The sequence below is a fragment of the Falsiroseomonas oryzae genome (assembly GCF_027856955.1).
Classification (GTDB): Bacteria; Pseudomonadota; Alphaproteobacteria; order Acetobacterales; family Acetobacteraceae; genus Falsiroseomonas; species Falsiroseomonas oryzae.
On record NZ_JAPSMD010000005.1, the window covers coordinates 16,427 to 31,206 of the forward strand.

Consider the following 14,780-nt stretch of genomic DNA (forward strand, 5'->3'; position numbering starts at 1 on the left):
CTGGCGGCGCGACGCATCGTCACTCGATGCGGACGCCCGCGCGCTCCACGACGCCTCGCCACTTGTCCATCTCGGCCAGCACGAAGCGCGCGAAGGCCGCGCGGTCGAGGGTGCCGGGCTCGGCGCCTTGCCCCGCAAAGCGCTCGCGCACTGCGGGGCTGGTCAGTACCTCCCGCGCCTCCGCGGCGACCCGGTCCGCCACTGGGGGCGCCATGCCGCCGGGGCCGTACAGGCCGAACCAGGCTGTTGCCTCGAAGCCCCTGATGCCGGCCTCGTCCATCGTCGGCAGGTCCGGCGCGGAGGGCGCCCGCGTTGCGCTGGTGACCGCGAGCGCCCGCAGCCTGCCAGTAGCGAGATGCGGCAGCACCGTCGGCAGGCTGTCGAACATCATCGGGATCTGCCCGCCGAGGAGGTCGGTCATCGCTGGGGCCGCGCCGCGGTAAGGCACGTGGACGATGTCGAGCCCCGCCATTGCCTTGAACAGCTCTCCCGCCAGGTGGTTGGCGCCGCCGACGCCAGTGGAGCCGAAGCTGAGCCTCCCGGGATTGGCCTTGACGTAGGCAACAAGCTCCGCGACCGACCTCGCGGGCACGGAGGGATGCACCACGAGCGCGTTCGGAACGGTCGCGACCAGCGCTAACGGCGTGAAGTCCGCGCGCGGGTCGTAAGGTAAGCTGCGCATGAGGCTCGGGTTGATCACGTGGTGCGTCGCGGTCAGCAGGAGCGTCGTGCCGTCCGGCACTGCGCGCGCGACGTCGGCAGAGCCGATCGTCCCGCCGGCGCCGCTCTTGTTCTCAACCACGACGGTCGTGCCGCGGCCCTCCGCCATGAGCTGCGCGAGGTCCCGCGCCAGGATGTCCGTCGTGCCGCCGGGCGGGAAGGGCACGATGATGCGCGTAGCGCGTGCTGGCGCCTGGGCGCGGGCCGCCGCGGCTGCCAGCGGTGAGCCCGCGGTGGCGAGGAGCAGGGTTCGGCGCAGCAGGGGCATCTCGTCCTCCCTTGGTGGCCGCCTTGCCCGGCGGCCGCATTATTGGCGCCCACCAGATGAAGCGCCGCCGGCGGGCGAAAGCGGCTGTCGCGTCGTGGCCTCAGACGGCGGCTAGGTCCTTCGGGAACTCGGCCATGGCCTCACCCTGGGCGATGAGCTCGCCGCGCTGGTTGCGCACTTCCACCTCCAGCGTCGCCCAGCGACCCTTCACCGTCTCGAGCTTGCGTGTCACGCGTGCCGTCGGCGTGATGGTGTCACCGGGGCGAACGGGCGCCTTCCAGCGTGTCTCAAGCCGTCGATGCTGGCCACCGCGGGCATAGGTCCAGTCCGTCAGCATCCGGCTGATCAGGCCGAAGTTCGTCATCCCATGCATGATGATGCCGCCGAACTGTGTCTTGCCGAAGCTGCCCTTCATGTAGTCGTCGTCGAGGTGCAGCGGGTTGTAGTCGAGCGAGGCATCGCAAAAGGCACGGATGGTCTCCCGCGTGACGGCGAAGGGCTCGCCGCGCACCGCCTCGCCCTCGGCGATGGCGTCCCAGGCGTCGGTCATAATCCTGGCGCTCCTGCTCACATCGGGCGGATGGTCTGACCGCGGCCTGCGCAGATCACCTCGTCCCTCTCATTGAAGAACACGTTGTCGTGCACGGCGAAGAGCCGGTCCTTCCGGATGAACTTGTCCAGGCACCGCGCCTCCAGCCGGATCAGGTCGCCGGGCCGGGCGGGTCGGTGATAGGTCCAGCACTGCCCCGCGTTGATCGTGCCCGGGCTGCGCATCCAGTCGTCCGGCGGCGTACAAGAGAACATCAGCAGGATGTGGATCGAGGGCGGGGCGATCAGCCCGCCATACGGCGAGCGCCGCGCGTAGTCCTCGTCGAAGTAGAGCGGGTGCATGTCGCCGACGGCGCGGCAGTAGCCGTGGATTGCTTCTAGCGTCAGCCTGTAGGGGAGAGTCCGGCGGGGCTCGCCAGGGACCAGATCGTCCCAAGTCTTTCGCGCCGCGGCATCCTTCCAGAAATCCGTCTCGAAACTTGGCTCCCTGGCCGGGGCTGTCGTGCCAGTCGGCTGCGACATCGCGCTTCCTCCGCTCCGTTTGTCCGATGGTGATGCGGCGCGCCTGCCGGCGCAATGGGCAGCGCCGTGAGGCTATATGCGCCGCGCGCCTCATCGCCCTTGGCTGACGGCAGTTTTCCACTTCCTGAACGGGGTTCCGCTGCATGCTCACCCTCGACATCCCCGTCGAGCCGTATTGGCTCGACCTGCCACGCGGCGTGCGCGTCGAGATCCGGCCAGTCACCACCGCAGTGGTGGCTGCGGCGCAGGCCGCCGCGTCGCGCCGGCTCGGCGCGATCCGCGCCGCAACGCCGGATCTCGATCAGGACATGTCGCGCGGCCTGTCCTTCGCCTTCCTGGTCAAGGCGCTCGCGCGCCACGCCGTTACCGCCTGGGAGGGCATCGGCGACGCGGCGGGTTCGCCGCTGCCGCTGTCGCCTGAGGCGGTCGAGCGCCTGATGGACCTCGACGACATCGCCGCCGCCTTCTGGGACCGAGCCACAGCGCCGGTCGCCGCCGTGGCCGCCGAGGGAAACGGCTAAGGGCTCGCGCCGTCTGGCACTTCGGCCGTGGGTCCGATTACTGCCGCGGCTGCGATGCGCTCAGCCGCGATTGCGGCAACGCCTGCCCCTACACCGCCCATGTACCCTGCACGGTTGAGGGCGCGGCCGTGTGGAGCGCCGGCACCGCCTGCGTGACGGCGAGCAGCGTCGGCGCTGATCTCGATCTCGCCTGCGCGCTGGCGATGGCGCGCGAGCTAGGCGCCTCCGGCTGGGCCGTCGCTGAACTGCTGACCGCGCTGCGCCTTGGCCTCGCCGAGGGTCTGGCGGCACGGAACACTCCCACCCCGGACGCCGGAGGTGTCGCCCATGGCGGATAGCACCCGCCGCGTCTCGGTGCGGCTCTCGCTGGATGACGCCGCGCGCGTGAAAGCCGGGCTGCGCGAGGTCGGCGAAACCGGACAGCGGAGCCTGGAGCGGATCCAGGACGGCGCCGACAAGGCCTCGCGCGCGCTGTCGCTGATGGACGTCGCCACCCGCGGCATCCAGGTCGCCGGCGATGCCGTCGCCGCACGCGCCCTGGTCCAGGCCGGTGACGCGCTCACCCAGAGTCTCTCCCGCCCGCAGAACGCCACCGGCTCGGTGGAGCGCGCGGGGCAGGTCTGCGAGGCGCTCTACCGCAACGCGCTGCAGACCGGCGTCGCGGTCGGCGAGAGCGTCGATGCCTTCCAGCGCTTCTCGATCGCCGCCCGCGAGATCGGCGCCACCTCCGACCAAGTGGTGCGCCTCGTCGGCGGCCTGCAGCGCGTCGCCATCGTCTCCGGCGCCTCGGCAGGGGAGATCAGCAGCGCCACGCTGCAGCTCGCCCAGGCGCTGGCCTCCGGCGTCCTCCAGGGCGACGAGCTGCGCTCCATCCTCGAGGCCATGCCGCTGCTGGCCGAGGGCCTCGCGCGTGAGCTCGGCGTCTCCATCGGCCAGCTGCGGCAGATAGGCTCGGAGGGCGCCGATCAACGTGGTGTTCAACGTCAGCACGCCCGACGTCGGTGGGTTCCGCGCCAGCCAGGGGGCAATCCTGGCCGAGTTCCACCGGGCGCTGCGGCGGAGCCAGCGGAGCATCTGATGGCCTTCGACGATGTGCGCTTTCCCGACCGCATCGCGCTGGGTGCGGAGGGCGGCCCGACCTTTGCCACCATCATCACCACCTCGACCGGCGGCCACGAGCAGCGCCAGGCCAACTGGGCGGAGGCACGGCGGCGCTACAACGTTGCGACGGGCCTCAAAGGGCGGGCCGACGTCGAGGCGCTGCTCGCCTTCTACATCGCCCGGCGCGGCCAGCTGCGCGGCTTCCGGTTCAAGGACTGGTCCGACTACCAGCTGCCGCGCCAGCTGATCGGCATCACCGACGGCACGCAGGCCACGTTCCCGCTGGTGAAGCTCTACAGCAGCGGCGGGAGCAGGTGGCGCGGCGCATCACGTGCCCGGTCGCTGGCAGCGTGCGCTGCTGGGTGGCCGGCACGGAGCGCAGCCTCGGCCCCGGCTCGGCGCAGGTCCAGGTCGATGTCGCGACCGGCATGATCACCCTCGGGACGGCACTGCGCGCCCTGGCGGACCAGGTGGTCGAGGCGCAGTGCGAGTTCGACGTGCCGGCGCGGTTCGACACCGACGCGCTGTCGCTGACGCTGCGCACCCATGACATCGGCGAGTGGTCCAGCATCCCCGTGGTGGAACTGCGCGAGCCGGATGAACCCGAGACGCTCTAACCGCGCCCAAGCACCCTCAGGCCGGCAGTCCGAGCTCAACAAACTGATCAAGCCGCGATTTCCAGGCATCGAGTATGGGACCTGGGAGCGACGCCGCTACACGCTCCACCGAGATTCCTGCATAGGCGTCACGCAGGCGACGGACCGCTACGCGCGCCTCCTGGCGCGCATCGAGCGCGATGAGGCACGGCACCAGCGTGACGTTCAGCCAGTTCGCACGAGGGTTCTCCGTGAGCGCCCTGCGATGCCAAACTGCAGCCTCCGCGTGGCGGCCAGCGCTGAGATACGCGCCGCCAAGGCCAGCCCAACAGTTCGCAAGCGGCGCACCTCGCTCCTTCAGCGATATAGCTCGCCGATACTGCGTGATGGATCGCTGCGCCTTGCCGTAGTTCAATTGCAGGCAGGCACTCCGCTCCCATGCCCAGGCGAACGACGGATTAATGGCCAAGGCGCGCGCCAGCAAAGCGTCGGCCAAGTCCGCCTGGCCTGCCCAGGTGGCAACGCAGCTGCGCGCCGTCAGCACGGACGGGTCACCGACCTGATCAAGCTCTGCCGCACGGGCTGCTAGGGCCTGCGCCTCGGACCGCCCAGCGGCTGGATCGCGCATCTGGTGATAAAGCACCAGCTGCATGCGGCACCATGCTTGCAGGGCGACGGGGGCTGCTGCCAGAGGATCCAGGTCTGCTGCCTGCTCCACGAGTTCGAGGGCACGCCTTGCGCTGTCCGAGTCAGCCGCCAGCACGAACGGCATCGCACGCGAAAGCAGGCCGCACGCGTTGAGCTCGGCCGGCGACCGCACGAGCTCGACCCTCTGATCTGCCCCCTTCAGACACTGCTGGATCGCGAGACCAGCCGACAGGACGATCCGATCTCGCAGCCCGAATATGTCACTCTCTGCGCCCTCGAATGCGTCGCCCCAGACGTGACGTCCCTCAGCCGCCAGGTCGACAAGGTAAAGGACAACGCGCATTCCGCCGCTTGCCAAGGACGACACCTGCCCGGCCAGACAGTGGCGTGCAGCAGGCAGCCGGGCACCCTGCGCTGGCGATGAGCGCGCGAGGCGTACGGAGATTCCGTACGATTGGAAAAGTGTCTTGGCGAGTTCCTCGGCCACTGCCTCGGCGAGCAATCGCTCATCCATTCGGGCAGCGACGGAGCGTATTGGCATCATCACAAGCGAAGGCGCCTGCCGATGGACTGCCACATGAGGCAGCCGGAAATCCGCGGCACTGCACTGTCGAGAGAATTGTAGCTGAGAGCGAGCGTCTTTCGGATCGAGTGTCGCCTGCGCAGCCGTGCCTTGGCCTCGCATGAGCGTCGCGGACGGGTTCTCACCGAACCGCCGTCGATAGGCAGCAGAAAAGCGGCCGAGGTGCGCGAAGCCGAAACGCGTGGCGACGTCAGTGACGGTAATCGCATTGTGAGCAGGTGAGAGGAGCGCGTCATGCACGGCGCTGAGGCGCATGCTCTGGAAGTGCGCAAGCGGCGCCTCGCCAACGAACGCCAGAAACTGCCGGTGCAGAGTTCGTGGCACCACACCGGTGACCCGAGAGAGTTCCTCTGCTGTGATGCGCCGTTCCAGCGCCTCACGCATATAGAGGATGGCGATCCGCACACCGCGCGGAACGGCTCGTGCAGCGTTCGGAATGACGGGGCGGTTTGTCTCCATCGAGATCGCTCCGACCGGCTCGGACGTCAGCCTTGCGTCAGCGCTGTCCTGGGCAAGCGGCCGACACAGGTTAGCGGACCGCGGCTGCGGCGGGGTGCCGAATCTGTCCGATACCGGCTGGAGTTGACCGAAAGCGGATAGTGGCCTTGCGCCCCGCCGCCGCACGCTCTCGCCCGGCAGCGATTTCAGCCGAACCAACGCGCCGCGCGAGGAGAGACGTCATGTCCCTGCCGAACTGCCTGGCAGCCGTCGTGCTCTTGATCGACGTCTCGGGGTCGATCGACAACTCGCACTACGCCGCGCAAAGGGACGGTACCGCGGCGGCTTTCGAGCATCCTCAGGTGATCACCGCGATCGAATCGTCGGGGGGCATCGCGGCGACTGTGGTGGAGTTCGCGTATCGGTCTACCACGCAGCTGTCCTGGACGATCATTCGAGATGAAATGTCTGCACGGCAGTTCGCCACCGACATTCGGGCACTCGGCCGCAGCGACAATGGCTTCATCACCGCAATCGGTGATGCGATAGAGCACGGCCGTGCGCTGCTGCGATCGGCGCCCTGCCTGGCGGAGCGCCGTGTCGTCGATGTCTCCACCGATGGTTATGCGGAGGGTGGCCGCATCGGTCCGGTTCAAGCGCGCGATGCGGCGGTCGCCGATGGAATCGAGATCAATGCACTTCTCTTCGATGCGACCGTAGACCCGGATGCTGAGCCGTATGACATGGATGAGATTCACGCCGCAGAGGATTGGCTGCGACGCAATGTGGCGACGGGGTTTGTTCGCCTTACACACCGGACGGGCACCTATGGTGACGCATTCCGGCACAAGCTGGTCCTGGAGATTGCTGGTCACCCGAGATGATCCGGTGCGCTCGCCCTGGACATTGCGCACCCATGACCTGGGCGAGTGGTCCAGCATCCCCGTCGTGGAGCTGCGAGAATGAAATCTGTCTCCGCCGGCCTCGCCGCGCATCTCGCCGGCCAGGCTACCACGGTGGCGACGCTCTGGCGTGTCCAGCGCCGCGACGGTGCCGTGTTCACCTTCACCGACCACGACCGCGACATCGTCTATGGCGGCGAGACGTACTTGGCCGCGCCCGGCTACCAGCGGGCGGCGATCGCCACCGGGGCTAGCCTGGCCGTCGACGAGACGGAGTTGCTCGGCCTGCTGGACAGCGCGGCGCTCGATCCAGCCGAGCTCCGCGCGGGCCTCTGGGACCACGCCGAGGTGCGGATCTTCGCGGTGAACTGCGCGAACCTGGCGGACGGCGAGCTCAAGCTTCGCCGAGGCCGACTGGGCGAGGTCGTCGCGCGCGACGACGGGTCCTTCAGTGCCGAGCTGCGTGGCCTGGCGCAGCCGCTTCAGGCGGTGATCGGCTCGGTCTACCAGCCCGAGTGCCGCGCCGACCTCGGAGATAGCAGGTGCAAGCTGGACCTCGCCTATGGCGCCTGCTGGACGCAGCAGGCCGCGGTCGAGGCGGCGATGGACAGCACGACGCTGGTCTTGGCCGATGACGGCATTGGTGCCTTCGCCGGCAGCTATTTCGCCGGCGGCGTGGCGATCTGGCAGTCCGGCCCGAACGCCGGCATCGCGCGCGAGGTGCTCGCGTGGGACCAGGCCAGCCGCACCATCGCACTCTTCGCGCCGCCACCGGTTGCGCCGGCCGTCGGCGACGTGCTGCACCTCCAGCCCGGCTGCGACAAGCGCAAGGCGACCTGCCAGGCCGTCTTCGGCAACTACCTCAACTTTCGCGGCGAGCCCTTCGTGCCGGGCGTGCTGGCCACGGTCAGCGCGCCGGCATGACCATCGATGAGGCGGCGCGCGCCTATCTGGGCACGCCCTGGCGGCATCTCGGCCGCAGCACCACCGGCCTCGACTGCATCGGCCTGGTGCTGCTCGCCGCGCGCGACAACGGCCACGCTCTGCCCGACCCGGCGCCTTATGCCCGCGAGCCGCAAGGGACGGCATTGCTGGAGGGCATCCTGGCCCACGCGGTGCGCGTCCCCACGGTGGAGCCAGGCGACGTGCTGCTGTTCCGCATGGGCCTGTATGGCGGGCATGTCGGCATCGCCTCCACCCATCCCGCTTGGCGCGCCCCCGCCTGCATCCACGCCTACGCGCCGCACCGCCGCGTCGTCGAGCAGCCCATGGAGGGTGAGCTCGCCGCCGCCCTCATCGGCGCCTTTCGCCTGACGGAGTAACCGATGGCCCAGCTTGCCGTGGCCGGAGGCGGCGCCGCGCTCGGTGCGGCCCTCGGCTTCGTCATCCCCGGCGTCGGCACCCTGCTCGGCGCCCAGATCGGCTGGGCGCTGGGCGGCGTCGCCGGCGCGCAGCTCTTCCCGCAGCGCGGCCAGGACACCCAGGGCCCGCGCCTCACCGACCTCACCGTCCAGACCTCGAGCTACGGCGTGCCCATCCGGGTCGCGACCGGCCGGATCAAGCTCGCCGGCAACGTCATCTGGACCACCGAGATCGAGGAGGTCGCTTCGAGCCAAAGGGTGCGCGGCGGCAAGGGCGGCAGCCGCGGCCCCCGGCAGACCACCTACAGCTACGTCCTCTCCTGGGCGGTGGGCTTGTGCGAATGGCTCTCGCCCTCGCCGAACGCGCAGCTCCTCAAGATCTGGCTCGACGACAGGCTGGTCTTCGACGCCGAGGCCGCCACCGGCGTCATCCAGGTCCCGGGCCTGACCTGGCGCTTCTATCCCGGTAACGAGACCCAGCTGCCCGACCCGCTCACCGCCAGCATCGAAGGGGACGACGCACCCGCGCACCGTGGCCTGGCCTATCTCGTCTTCGAGCGCGTCCCGTTGGACCGCTTCGGCAACCGCATGCCGAACGTCACCGTGGAAATCGCCGGCACAGCCACGCGCAGCTTTCCCGAGCAGCCGGGCCAGCCGCCGGCCGCGCCGCTCTTCGCCTCCAGCCCGAGCGACTTCTTCATGGGCTCGGGCTGGAGCAACCGGGTCGCCGTCGATTACCGCCGCGGCCGCCTCTACGAGGGCCGCCGCCGGGCAGGGACGTTTGGTGGCGGCGCCGACGAGATGATCCGGGTCTACGACCTCGTCACCATGCGGACCATCGGCGAGCACCGCATCGACCAGGTGCTCGGCCACGTCTTCCCCGAAGGCGGCCCGCCGGACGACAGCAGCACCACCGCCAGCATCCTGCATGTCGGGGTGGACGGCTTCCTCTACATGACGGGCGGGCAGACCATGCGCGTGCCGCTCTGGAAGATCGATCCGGACACCATGCGAGGGGTGGCCTATTTCGGGCCGCTGCAGGGGTCGAACCCGGTCTTCGACAGCGACGACACCATCGCGCTGTTCGTGCCGATGCAGATCGCGAGCGTCGCCGTGCCGCAGCCCGATGGCAGCACCCGCTCGCTGGTGATCGTGCAGGGCGGGCAGGCCGGCGCGGTGACGATCGACGCCGCGATGATGAGCTACGTTTGGGGTGGGCGAGACGCCGTCTCGCCGCCGGCCATCCCCGGCGTGCACGGCATCTTCCACACCGACCGGCTGGACGTGCAGCTCGTGCCGGGCGACCGCCGCCCTGACGGCGCCGATCTCTGGTATCTCCGCGGCACCGGCTGGGACATCGACCCGCGGATCGAGGTCATCCGGCTGACCTACAGCCCCGCCCTCGCGGTCACCCGGACCGACGTCCCGCCGATCGACGTCCAAGCCGAGATCGATACGGGCGGGGCGCGGCCGCTGATTCACCATGCGTGGTGGGACGCCAGCGACGGGACCCTCGTCCTGACCATCAGGTCGTGTCCCATGGCGTGGTGTAGGAGCGCGATGATCCTCGGCGGGTTTTGCCGCCGGGTCAGGCTGGCACGGCCGAGAGCCTGACGGCGGCAGTATCGCTGAGGGTGCTGATGGCTTCCAGGGTCATGTAGCGCGACCGCCGGGTGGCCCATTCGTCGAACTGCTCGAGCAGGATGGCGCCGACGCGGCGGATGACGGCGGTCTCGTTGGGAGAGATCCCGACCACGTCGGTGCGGCGCTTGATCTCGCCGTTGAGGCGTTCGATCGGGTTGGTGCTGTGCAGCTTCGTCCGGTGTGCGGCAGGGAAGTGCATGTAGGCCAGGACGTCCTCCTCGGCACTGTCCATCAGGGTGGCGAGCTTCGGCACCTTGGGGCAGAGCTGGTCGGCAACGGTGCGCCACTGGGCGTGGGCGGCGGCTGCGTCCTCCTGGGCTTAGGCGGTGCCGATCCAGGCCGAGACGATGCGGCGCTGGGCCTTGCCAGCGTGCGCCAGCGCGTTGCGGGCGAAGTGCACGCGGCAGCGTTGCCAGGTGGCGCGCAGCACTTTCGTCACGGCGGCCTTCAGGCCGTCATGAGCGTCGGAGACGACGAGCTTCACGCCAGCCAGGCCGCGCCTCTTCAGGGAGCGCAGGAAGTCGAGCCAGAAGGGCTCCGCCTCGGAACTGCCGACCGCCATGCCGAGGACCTCGCGCCGCCCGTCAGCATTGACGCCGACCGCGATGGTCACCGCGACGGGGACGATCCGTCCGGCCTCGCGGACCTTCACGTAGGTGGCGTCGAGCCAGAGATAGGGCCAGTCGCCCTCGATGGGGCGGGCGAGGAAGTCGCGCACCCGCTCGTCGATCTCGGCGCAGAGGCGGCTGACCTGGCTGCGGCTGATGCCCTCCATCCCCATGGCGCGCACCAAGTCGTCCACGGAGCGCATCGAGATGCCCTGGACGTAGGCCTCCTAGATCACCGCCGTCAGTGCCTTCTCCGCCGTCCGGCGGAGCTCCAGGAAGGCCGGGAAATAGGAGCCGCGCCGGAGCTTCGGAATCCGCAGCTCGACTGTGCCGACGCGGGTCTGCCAGTCGCGGTCGCGGTAGCCGTTCCGCTGCACCAGCCGGTCCGGGCTGCGCTCGCCATGGGCGGCGCCCGTCACCTCGCCCACCTCCAGTTCCATCAGGCGCTGCGCGGCGAAGCCGATCATCTCCCTGAGGAAGGTCGCGTCGGAGCCCTTCTCCAGCATCCGCCGAAGGGCCATCGTCTCGTCGGTCATCGTGGTCGGTCCAAGGTCAGGGGTTGTAGGTCTCGACAACCCAACCCTACCGAGGATCACCGCGGTGGCCGCCCGGGGCGCTCCGCTTCGCTCAGCCAGGGGCTTCGCTACGCGCCCCGCGCTCTCCCACTCCTACACCACCACCCGGGACGCGACCGACAATCAGCAACGCCGGCAGCAGCGCCGGACCCTACAGCCGCTACTCGACCTTCAAGTACGCCCCCGGTTCGGGGGTGATCTGGAAGCTGGTCGACCACGCGCCGGTGGGTCGCTTCAACGGCGGGCCGGGCCGGATGGAGCGGGTGCTCGGCAGCACCTGGGGCCTGGGCGGCGACCTGGTACTGCAGACCGGCACCGGGCTGGCGACCTGGAACGCCGACGGCGCCGACTTCTCCAACCGCTTCTGGCTCGACGAGCAGGCCGCGGTGATCGGCTTCCCCGCCGGCTCGGATCTCCCGACCAAGCGCTTCCTGACCCGCGCCACGGCCACCGAGCTCACCCTTGGCGATGTCGTCCAGCAGCTCTGCGTCCGGGCCGGCCTCGCGCCGGGGGACATCAACGTCGCGGGCCTCACCGACAGCCTGCGCGGCTACCTCCTGCCGCCCCCCATGTCCGCCCGGGACGCGATCACCCCGCTGGCCAGCGCCTTCCTGTTCGACGCCGTCGAGCAGGACGACATGCTGCTGTTCCGCAAGCGCGCCGGCGGCGTGGCGGTCACCGTCCCCTACCCCGACCTGGTGCAGCAGCGGGCGGACGCGCCGGCGCTGAGCGAGCAGCGGGCCCAGGATGCCGAGCTGCCGCGCGAGCTGACCGTGCGCTTCCTCGATGTCGACCGGGCCGGGGAGCCGAACGCACAGTCCTGGCGCCGGCCGGTCAGCCCAACGCCGACGGTCGCGGCCACCGCCAGCAGCACGCTCGACCTGCCGATCCCCCTCACCGGCGGCGAGGCGAAGGCGATCGCACGGCGGCTCATCACAGCGACCTGGCGCGAGCGCACCCGGCTGACCTTTGCCGTGGGCCCGCGCCACGCCCGGCTGGTGCCGACTGACCCGATCACCCTCGGACTGGCCGACGGCGCCACGATCCGCTGTCGCGTGCTCTCGACGCAGCTCGGCGCCAACTGGACGACGCGGATCGAGGCGGTGACGGAGGACGCCGCAGCCCACGTGCTGACCGCCCCGGCGGACGGCGGCGCGGGCTGGGTGCCGCCGATGCTGCCGCTGCCCTATGCCGCCCGCCTGCTGCTGCCCGACCTGCCGCTGATCCTTGACGCCGATGATCTCGGCGGCGCGGGCCTGCGCGAATAAGCGCTGCTCGGCGGCTATCGCGGCCAGGCGTTTCGCGGGGCGGCCCTGCTTCGCAGCCCGGACCTGCTGGCCTGGGACGAGATCGGCGCCGTCACCCGCTCGGCTACCTGGGGTGTGGTCACCGCCATGCCGGCGCCACCGCTCAGCCCTTGGACCTGGGACGAGGCTGGGGTGCTGGAAGTCGTGCTGGAGAGCGGCGTGCTGGAGGGCGCCACGGCGCTGGAGGTGCTGAACGGCGAGAACACGGCGGCGCTGGTCGGTCCCGGCGGCACGGCCGAGGTGGTCCAGTTCCGGGATGGCGCCGATCTCGGCGGCGGGCGCTATCGGATGACAGGCCTGCTGCGTGGCCGGCGTGGCACCGAGGACCAGATCCCCGCCCGCGACACGGGCGACCTCTTTGTGCTGCTCGACGACGCGCTGCGGTTCCAGGCCGCGACTTCGGAGATCACGGCTACCCGCCACCATCGCGCGCCGACGATCTAAGAAACGGTGGAGACCGCGCCGGCCACGGTCAGCAAATTGGCGCGCGGCCGGGCGGAGCGGCCCTACGCGCCCGCGCATGTCACCGGCACCCGCGACGCCAGCGGCAACCTGACGATTACCTGTGTGCGTCGGACGCGGATGGATGGCGGCTGGGCCGACTACACCCGCGAGGTGCCGCTCAATGAGACCGCTGAAGCCTACGAGGTTGAAATCCTCGAAGGCGGCACCGTGGTGCGGACCATCACCGGATTGTTCGCACCCACCGCCACCTACAGCGCCGCTGACCAGACAACGGACTTCGGCTTGGCCCAGGCCTCCGTCCCCGTCCGCGTCTACCAGCTCAGCGCCATCGTCGGCCGCGGCATCGCAGCAAGGGCCACCCTATGACCACCCCGAACCTTGCCATCCCGCTCATCGTCGCCAGCCAGAGCCATAAGGAGGTCACGGCCAACGCGGCCTTCTCGGCGCTCGATCGCGCCGTCACCGGCACCTTCGTCGCGGATGTCGCGGCCGGTAACGTCACGCTCACGGCCACGCAGTATCGTGAGGCCCTCGGCGTGCGCGTCATCAACGCCACCGTCCCAGGCCGCGCAGTCGCCCTGCCGCAGGTGGAGCGGTATTCGATCATCAGCGTGGACGAGGCGACCTCGACCGAGGGCATCACGGTCCAGCGCGGCACGACGTCAGTGGTCGTCTCCGCCGGCGGCGCCGCGCTGATCCGCACTGATGGCACCGCGAACGGGCTCGCTGTGATCCTGCAGGGGGCGGATGGCGCGGCCGGTGACTTACTGGCGCTCAGCGACACGCCGGACAGCTATGCCGGCCAGGCGCTCCGCATGCTGCGCGTCAACAGCACCGAGGACGGGCTGGAGTTCACCGAGGCGGGCGGATCAGGGGCGGAAACCTTCCCCAATCTCACCAACACGCCGAGCAGCTACGCCGGGCAAGCCGGCCGCGCGGTGGTGGTCGCAGCCGGCGAAACCGGGCTCGGCTTTGGCGTGCCGACCACGCCCGTCGTGACGCACGCCGACCCCACCCTCGCGCCTGCCCTGACCCAGGCGGGCCAGTGGTTCCGCTGCACCAGCGCCTGCACGATCACCCTGCCGGCCGATGCCACCACCGCCTTCCCGGTCGGGACGTCGCTCACCTTCTCGCAGGCCTCCGCCGGCGCGCTCACCTTCGCCGTCGGCGCGGGTGCGACGGTGAACGTTGCGGCGACCCACTTGGCCAGCACCAACGTCCTGCACGCCGTCGTTCAGGCAACCAAGCTCGCCGCCAACACCTGGGTGCTGTTCGGCAACCTGAGGACCGCCTGATGATCCACCCCGGCGCCGTCGCCTCGATGCAGCGGTCCCTGATCGGTGAACTCTGGATCTACGGCAGCTACACCAGCTCGCAGTCGCTCTCTCTCGGGCGAGTGTTCTGGAACGCCGAGGTCGTCGACACCCTCAACGTCTTCGGCGCCAGCAGCAGCACCGTCACCGTGCCGGCCGGGGTGGGATCTGCACGCATCTGGGCGCGCGTCATGCAGGATGGGCTGGGCGGATCACCCGCTGGCACGATCTACGCCCGCCTCGAGCGCAGCACGAATGCCGGCTCGACCTGGACGACGGTCAGCGAAGCGATGGGCTTTCACCCCGGCGACACGGCGGACCAGACGCTCGATGTGCCGAAAGTCACCCTCGCGGTTTCGCCCGGCCACCAGTTCCGCGTCGTCTGCGGCCCGAGCGGCACCTTCGGGCGCGTCTCCTACAACAATGACCCGAGCCGCAGCTTTCTGCGGTTTCAGTGGGAGGCGTGAGAAGATGCGCGGCCTGTGCAGATCAGGATCATGGGCTCCGACGGGCAGATCGAGCTCGGGGCGCTGCGGCTCTACAGCTGCCGGAGGACGCGCCGGCCATCCTACACGGCTACGTGTCGCTGCCGGTCGCGAACGCAGGCCATTGCGTCGGAGATGAGCTGAGTGCGAACGAGCATGGCCGGCGCGTCGCTC

General features: G+C 70.0%; 15 protein-coding genes and 2 pseudogenes. 12 read left to right on the forward strand and 5 right to left on the reverse strand.

Translation table 11 applies throughout. From position 1 onward, the window contains the following. Window positions 1-19: 19 nt before the first annotated feature. From OZN99_RS01455 to OZN99_RS01465, 3 genes are all read right to left on the reverse strand, one after another. The gene (locus OZN99_RS01455; protein ID WP_270933385.1) at window positions 20-988 is read right to left on the reverse strand and encodes a tripartite tricarboxylate transporter substrate binding protein; all 969 of its coding nucleotides are present in this window, start codon (window positions 986-988) and stop codon (window positions 20-22) included. A 100-nt stretch (window positions 989-1,088) separates the two neighbouring features. Beyond that, complete coding sequence (locus tag OZN99_RS01460) at window positions 1,089-1,538, reverse strand: MaoC family dehydratase (protein ID WP_270933386.1); 450 nt, start codon at window positions 1,536-1,538, stop codon at window positions 1,089-1,091. 17 nt (window positions 1,539-1,555) lie between these two features. Beyond that, complete coding sequence (locus tag OZN99_RS01465; protein ID WP_270933387.1) at window positions 1,556-2,059, reverse strand: MaoC family dehydratase; 504 nt, start codon at window positions 2,057-2,059, stop codon at window positions 1,556-1,558. 143 nt (window positions 2,060-2,202) lie between these two features. Between OZN99_RS01465 and OZN99_RS01470 the strand changes: the two genes are divergently transcribed. From OZN99_RS01470 to OZN99_RS01480, 3 genes and pseudogenes are all read left to right on the forward strand, one after another. Continuing rightward, entirely contained in the window at window positions 2,203-2,580 is a 378-nt protein-coding gene (locus tag OZN99_RS01470; protein WP_270933388.1) for a hypothetical protein, read from the forward strand. Between the two features lie 152 nt (window positions 2,581-2,732). Next, window positions 2,733-2,918 carry a hypothetical protein gene (locus OZN99_RS01475; RefSeq protein ID WP_270933389.1) on the forward strand — a complete coding sequence of 62 codons (186 nt, stop codon included), beginning with the start codon at window positions 2,733-2,735 and terminating at the stop codon, window positions 2,916-2,918. Window positions 2,919-3,060: 142 nt separating this feature from the next. Continuing rightward, a pseudogene (locus OZN99_RS01480) lies at window positions 3,061-4,298 on the forward strand (phage distal tail protein, Rcc01695 family). A 16-nt stretch (window positions 4,299-4,314) separates the two neighbouring features. Here OZN99_RS01480 and OZN99_RS01485 read toward each other — a convergent pair. After that, window positions 4,315-5,967 carry a helix-turn-helix domain-containing protein gene (locus tag OZN99_RS01485; protein WP_270933390.1) on the reverse strand — a complete coding sequence of 551 codons (1,653 nt, stop codon included), beginning with the start codon at window positions 5,965-5,967 and terminating at the stop codon, window positions 4,315-4,317. 221 nt (window positions 5,968-6,188) lie between these two features. Between OZN99_RS01485 and OZN99_RS01490 the strand changes: the two genes are divergently transcribed. The 4 genes from OZN99_RS01490 (at window position 6,189) to OZN99_RS01505 (ending at window position 9,823) form a co-directional block, all read left to right on the forward strand. Beyond that, window positions 6,189-6,830, forward strand: coding sequence for a DUF1194 domain-containing protein (locus tag OZN99_RS01490; RefSeq protein ID WP_270933391.1), 642 nt, complete (start codon window positions 6,189-6,191; stop codon window positions 6,828-6,830). A 78-nt stretch (window positions 6,831-6,908) separates the two neighbouring features. Next, on the forward strand, window positions 6,909-7,772 hold the full coding sequence (locus OZN99_RS01495) for a DUF2163 domain-containing protein (protein ID WP_270933392.1): 864 nt from the start codon (window positions 6,909-6,911) through the stop codon (window positions 7,770-7,772). Then, window positions 7,769-8,170 carry a C40 family peptidase gene (locus tag OZN99_RS01500; protein WP_270933393.1) on the forward strand — a complete coding sequence of 134 codons (402 nt, stop codon included), beginning with the start codon at window positions 7,769-7,771 and terminating at the stop codon, window positions 8,168-8,170. The genes OZN99_RS01495 and OZN99_RS01500 overlap by 4 nt, the downstream gene beginning before the upstream one ends. Window positions 8,171-8,173: 3 nt before the next feature. Further along, a complete protein-coding gene (locus OZN99_RS01505) occupies window positions 8,174-9,823 on the forward strand; it encodes a hypothetical protein (RefSeq protein WP_270933395.1) in 1,650 nt (549 codons plus the stop codon). Here OZN99_RS01505 and OZN99_RS01510 read toward each other — a convergent pair. Then, window positions 9,798-10,997 (reverse strand): annotated as a pseudogene (locus OZN99_RS01510) (IS256 family transposase). The gene OZN99_RS01505 and the pseudogene OZN99_RS01510 overlap by 26 nt on opposite strands. 233 nt (window positions 10,998-11,230) lie before the next feature. On the opposite strand from OZN99_RS01510, the gene OZN99_RS01515 reads away from it, so the two are divergent. The 5 genes from OZN99_RS01515 (at window position 11,231) to OZN99_RS01535 (ending at window position 14,588) form a co-directional block, all read left to right on the forward strand. Next, window positions 11,231-12,304 (forward strand): phage tail protein, encoded by a 1,074-nt coding sequence (locus OZN99_RS01515; protein WP_270933396.1) that lies wholly within the window; start codon window positions 11,231-11,233, stop codon window positions 12,302-12,304. 114 nt (window positions 12,305-12,418) lie between these two features. Beyond that, window positions 12,419-12,787 carry a GTA baseplate fiber-binding domain-containing protein gene (locus OZN99_RS01520; RefSeq protein WP_456299864.1) on the forward strand — a complete coding sequence of 123 codons (369 nt, stop codon included), beginning with the start codon at window positions 12,419-12,421 and terminating at the stop codon, window positions 12,785-12,787. Window positions 12,788-12,793: 6 nt separating this feature from the next. Next, complete coding sequence (locus OZN99_RS01525) at window positions 12,794-13,174, forward strand: hypothetical protein (protein ID WP_270933398.1); 381 nt, start codon at window positions 12,794-12,796, stop codon at window positions 13,172-13,174. Then, window positions 13,171-14,103 carry a hypothetical protein gene (locus OZN99_RS01530; RefSeq protein ID WP_270933399.1) on the forward strand — a complete coding sequence of 311 codons (933 nt, stop codon included), beginning with the start codon at window positions 13,171-13,173 and terminating at the stop codon, window positions 14,101-14,103. The genes OZN99_RS01525 and OZN99_RS01530 overlap by 4 nt, the downstream gene beginning before the upstream one ends. Further along, the gene (locus OZN99_RS01535; protein ID WP_270933400.1) at window positions 14,103-14,588 is read left to right on the forward strand and encodes a hypothetical protein; all 486 of its coding nucleotides are present in this window, start codon (window positions 14,103-14,105) and stop codon (window positions 14,586-14,588) included. Before OZN99_RS01530 ends, OZN99_RS01535 begins: the two co-directional genes overlap by 1 nt. The last annotated feature ends 192 nt before the right edge of the window (window positions 14,589-14,780 follow it).

Excerpts from the sequence above, each read along its gene's own strand:
- OZN99_RS01500 (WP_270933393.1), top strand. The coding sequence starts at position 7,769 with ATGACCATCGATGAGGCGGCGCGCGCCTATCTGGGCACGCCCTGGCGG.
- OZN99_RS01465 (WP_270933387.1), bottom strand. The coding sequence starts at position 2,059 with ATGTCGCAGCCGACTGGCACGACAGCCCCGGCCAGGGAGCCAAGTTTC.
- OZN99_RS01530 (WP_270933399.1), top strand. The coding sequence starts at position 13,171 with ATGACCACCCCGAACCTTGCCATCCCGCTCATCGTCGCCAGCCAGAGC.
- OZN99_RS01535 (WP_270933400.1), top strand. The coding sequence starts at position 14,103 with ATGATCCACCCCGGCGCCGTCGCCTCGATGCAGCGGTCCCTGATCGGT.
- OZN99_RS01470 (WP_270933388.1), top strand. The coding sequence starts at position 2,203 with ATGCTCACCCTCGACATCCCCGTCGAGCCGTATTGGCTCGACCTGCCA.
- OZN99_RS01485 (WP_270933390.1), bottom strand. The coding sequence starts at position 5,967 with ATGGAGACAAACCGCCCCGTCATTCCGAACGCTGCACGAGCCGTTCCG.
- OZN99_RS01460 (WP_270933386.1), bottom strand. The coding sequence starts at position 1,538 with ATGACCGACGCCTGGGACGCCATCGCCGAGGGCGAGGCGGTGCGCGGC.
- OZN99_RS01505 (WP_270933395.1), top strand. The coding sequence starts at position 8,174 with ATGGCCCAGCTTGCCGTGGCCGGAGGCGGCGCCGCGCTCGGTGCGGCC.
- OZN99_RS01490 (WP_270933391.1), top strand. The coding sequence starts at position 6,189 with ATGTCCCTGCCGAACTGCCTGGCAGCCGTCGTGCTCTTGATCGACGTC.
- OZN99_RS01495 (WP_270933392.1), top strand. The coding sequence starts at position 6,909 with ATGAAATCTGTCTCCGCCGGCCTCGCCGCGCATCTCGCCGGCCAGGCT.
- OZN99_RS01455 (WP_270933385.1), bottom strand. The coding sequence starts at position 988 with ATGCCCCTGCTGCGCCGAACCCTGCTCCTCGCCACCGCGGGCTCACCG.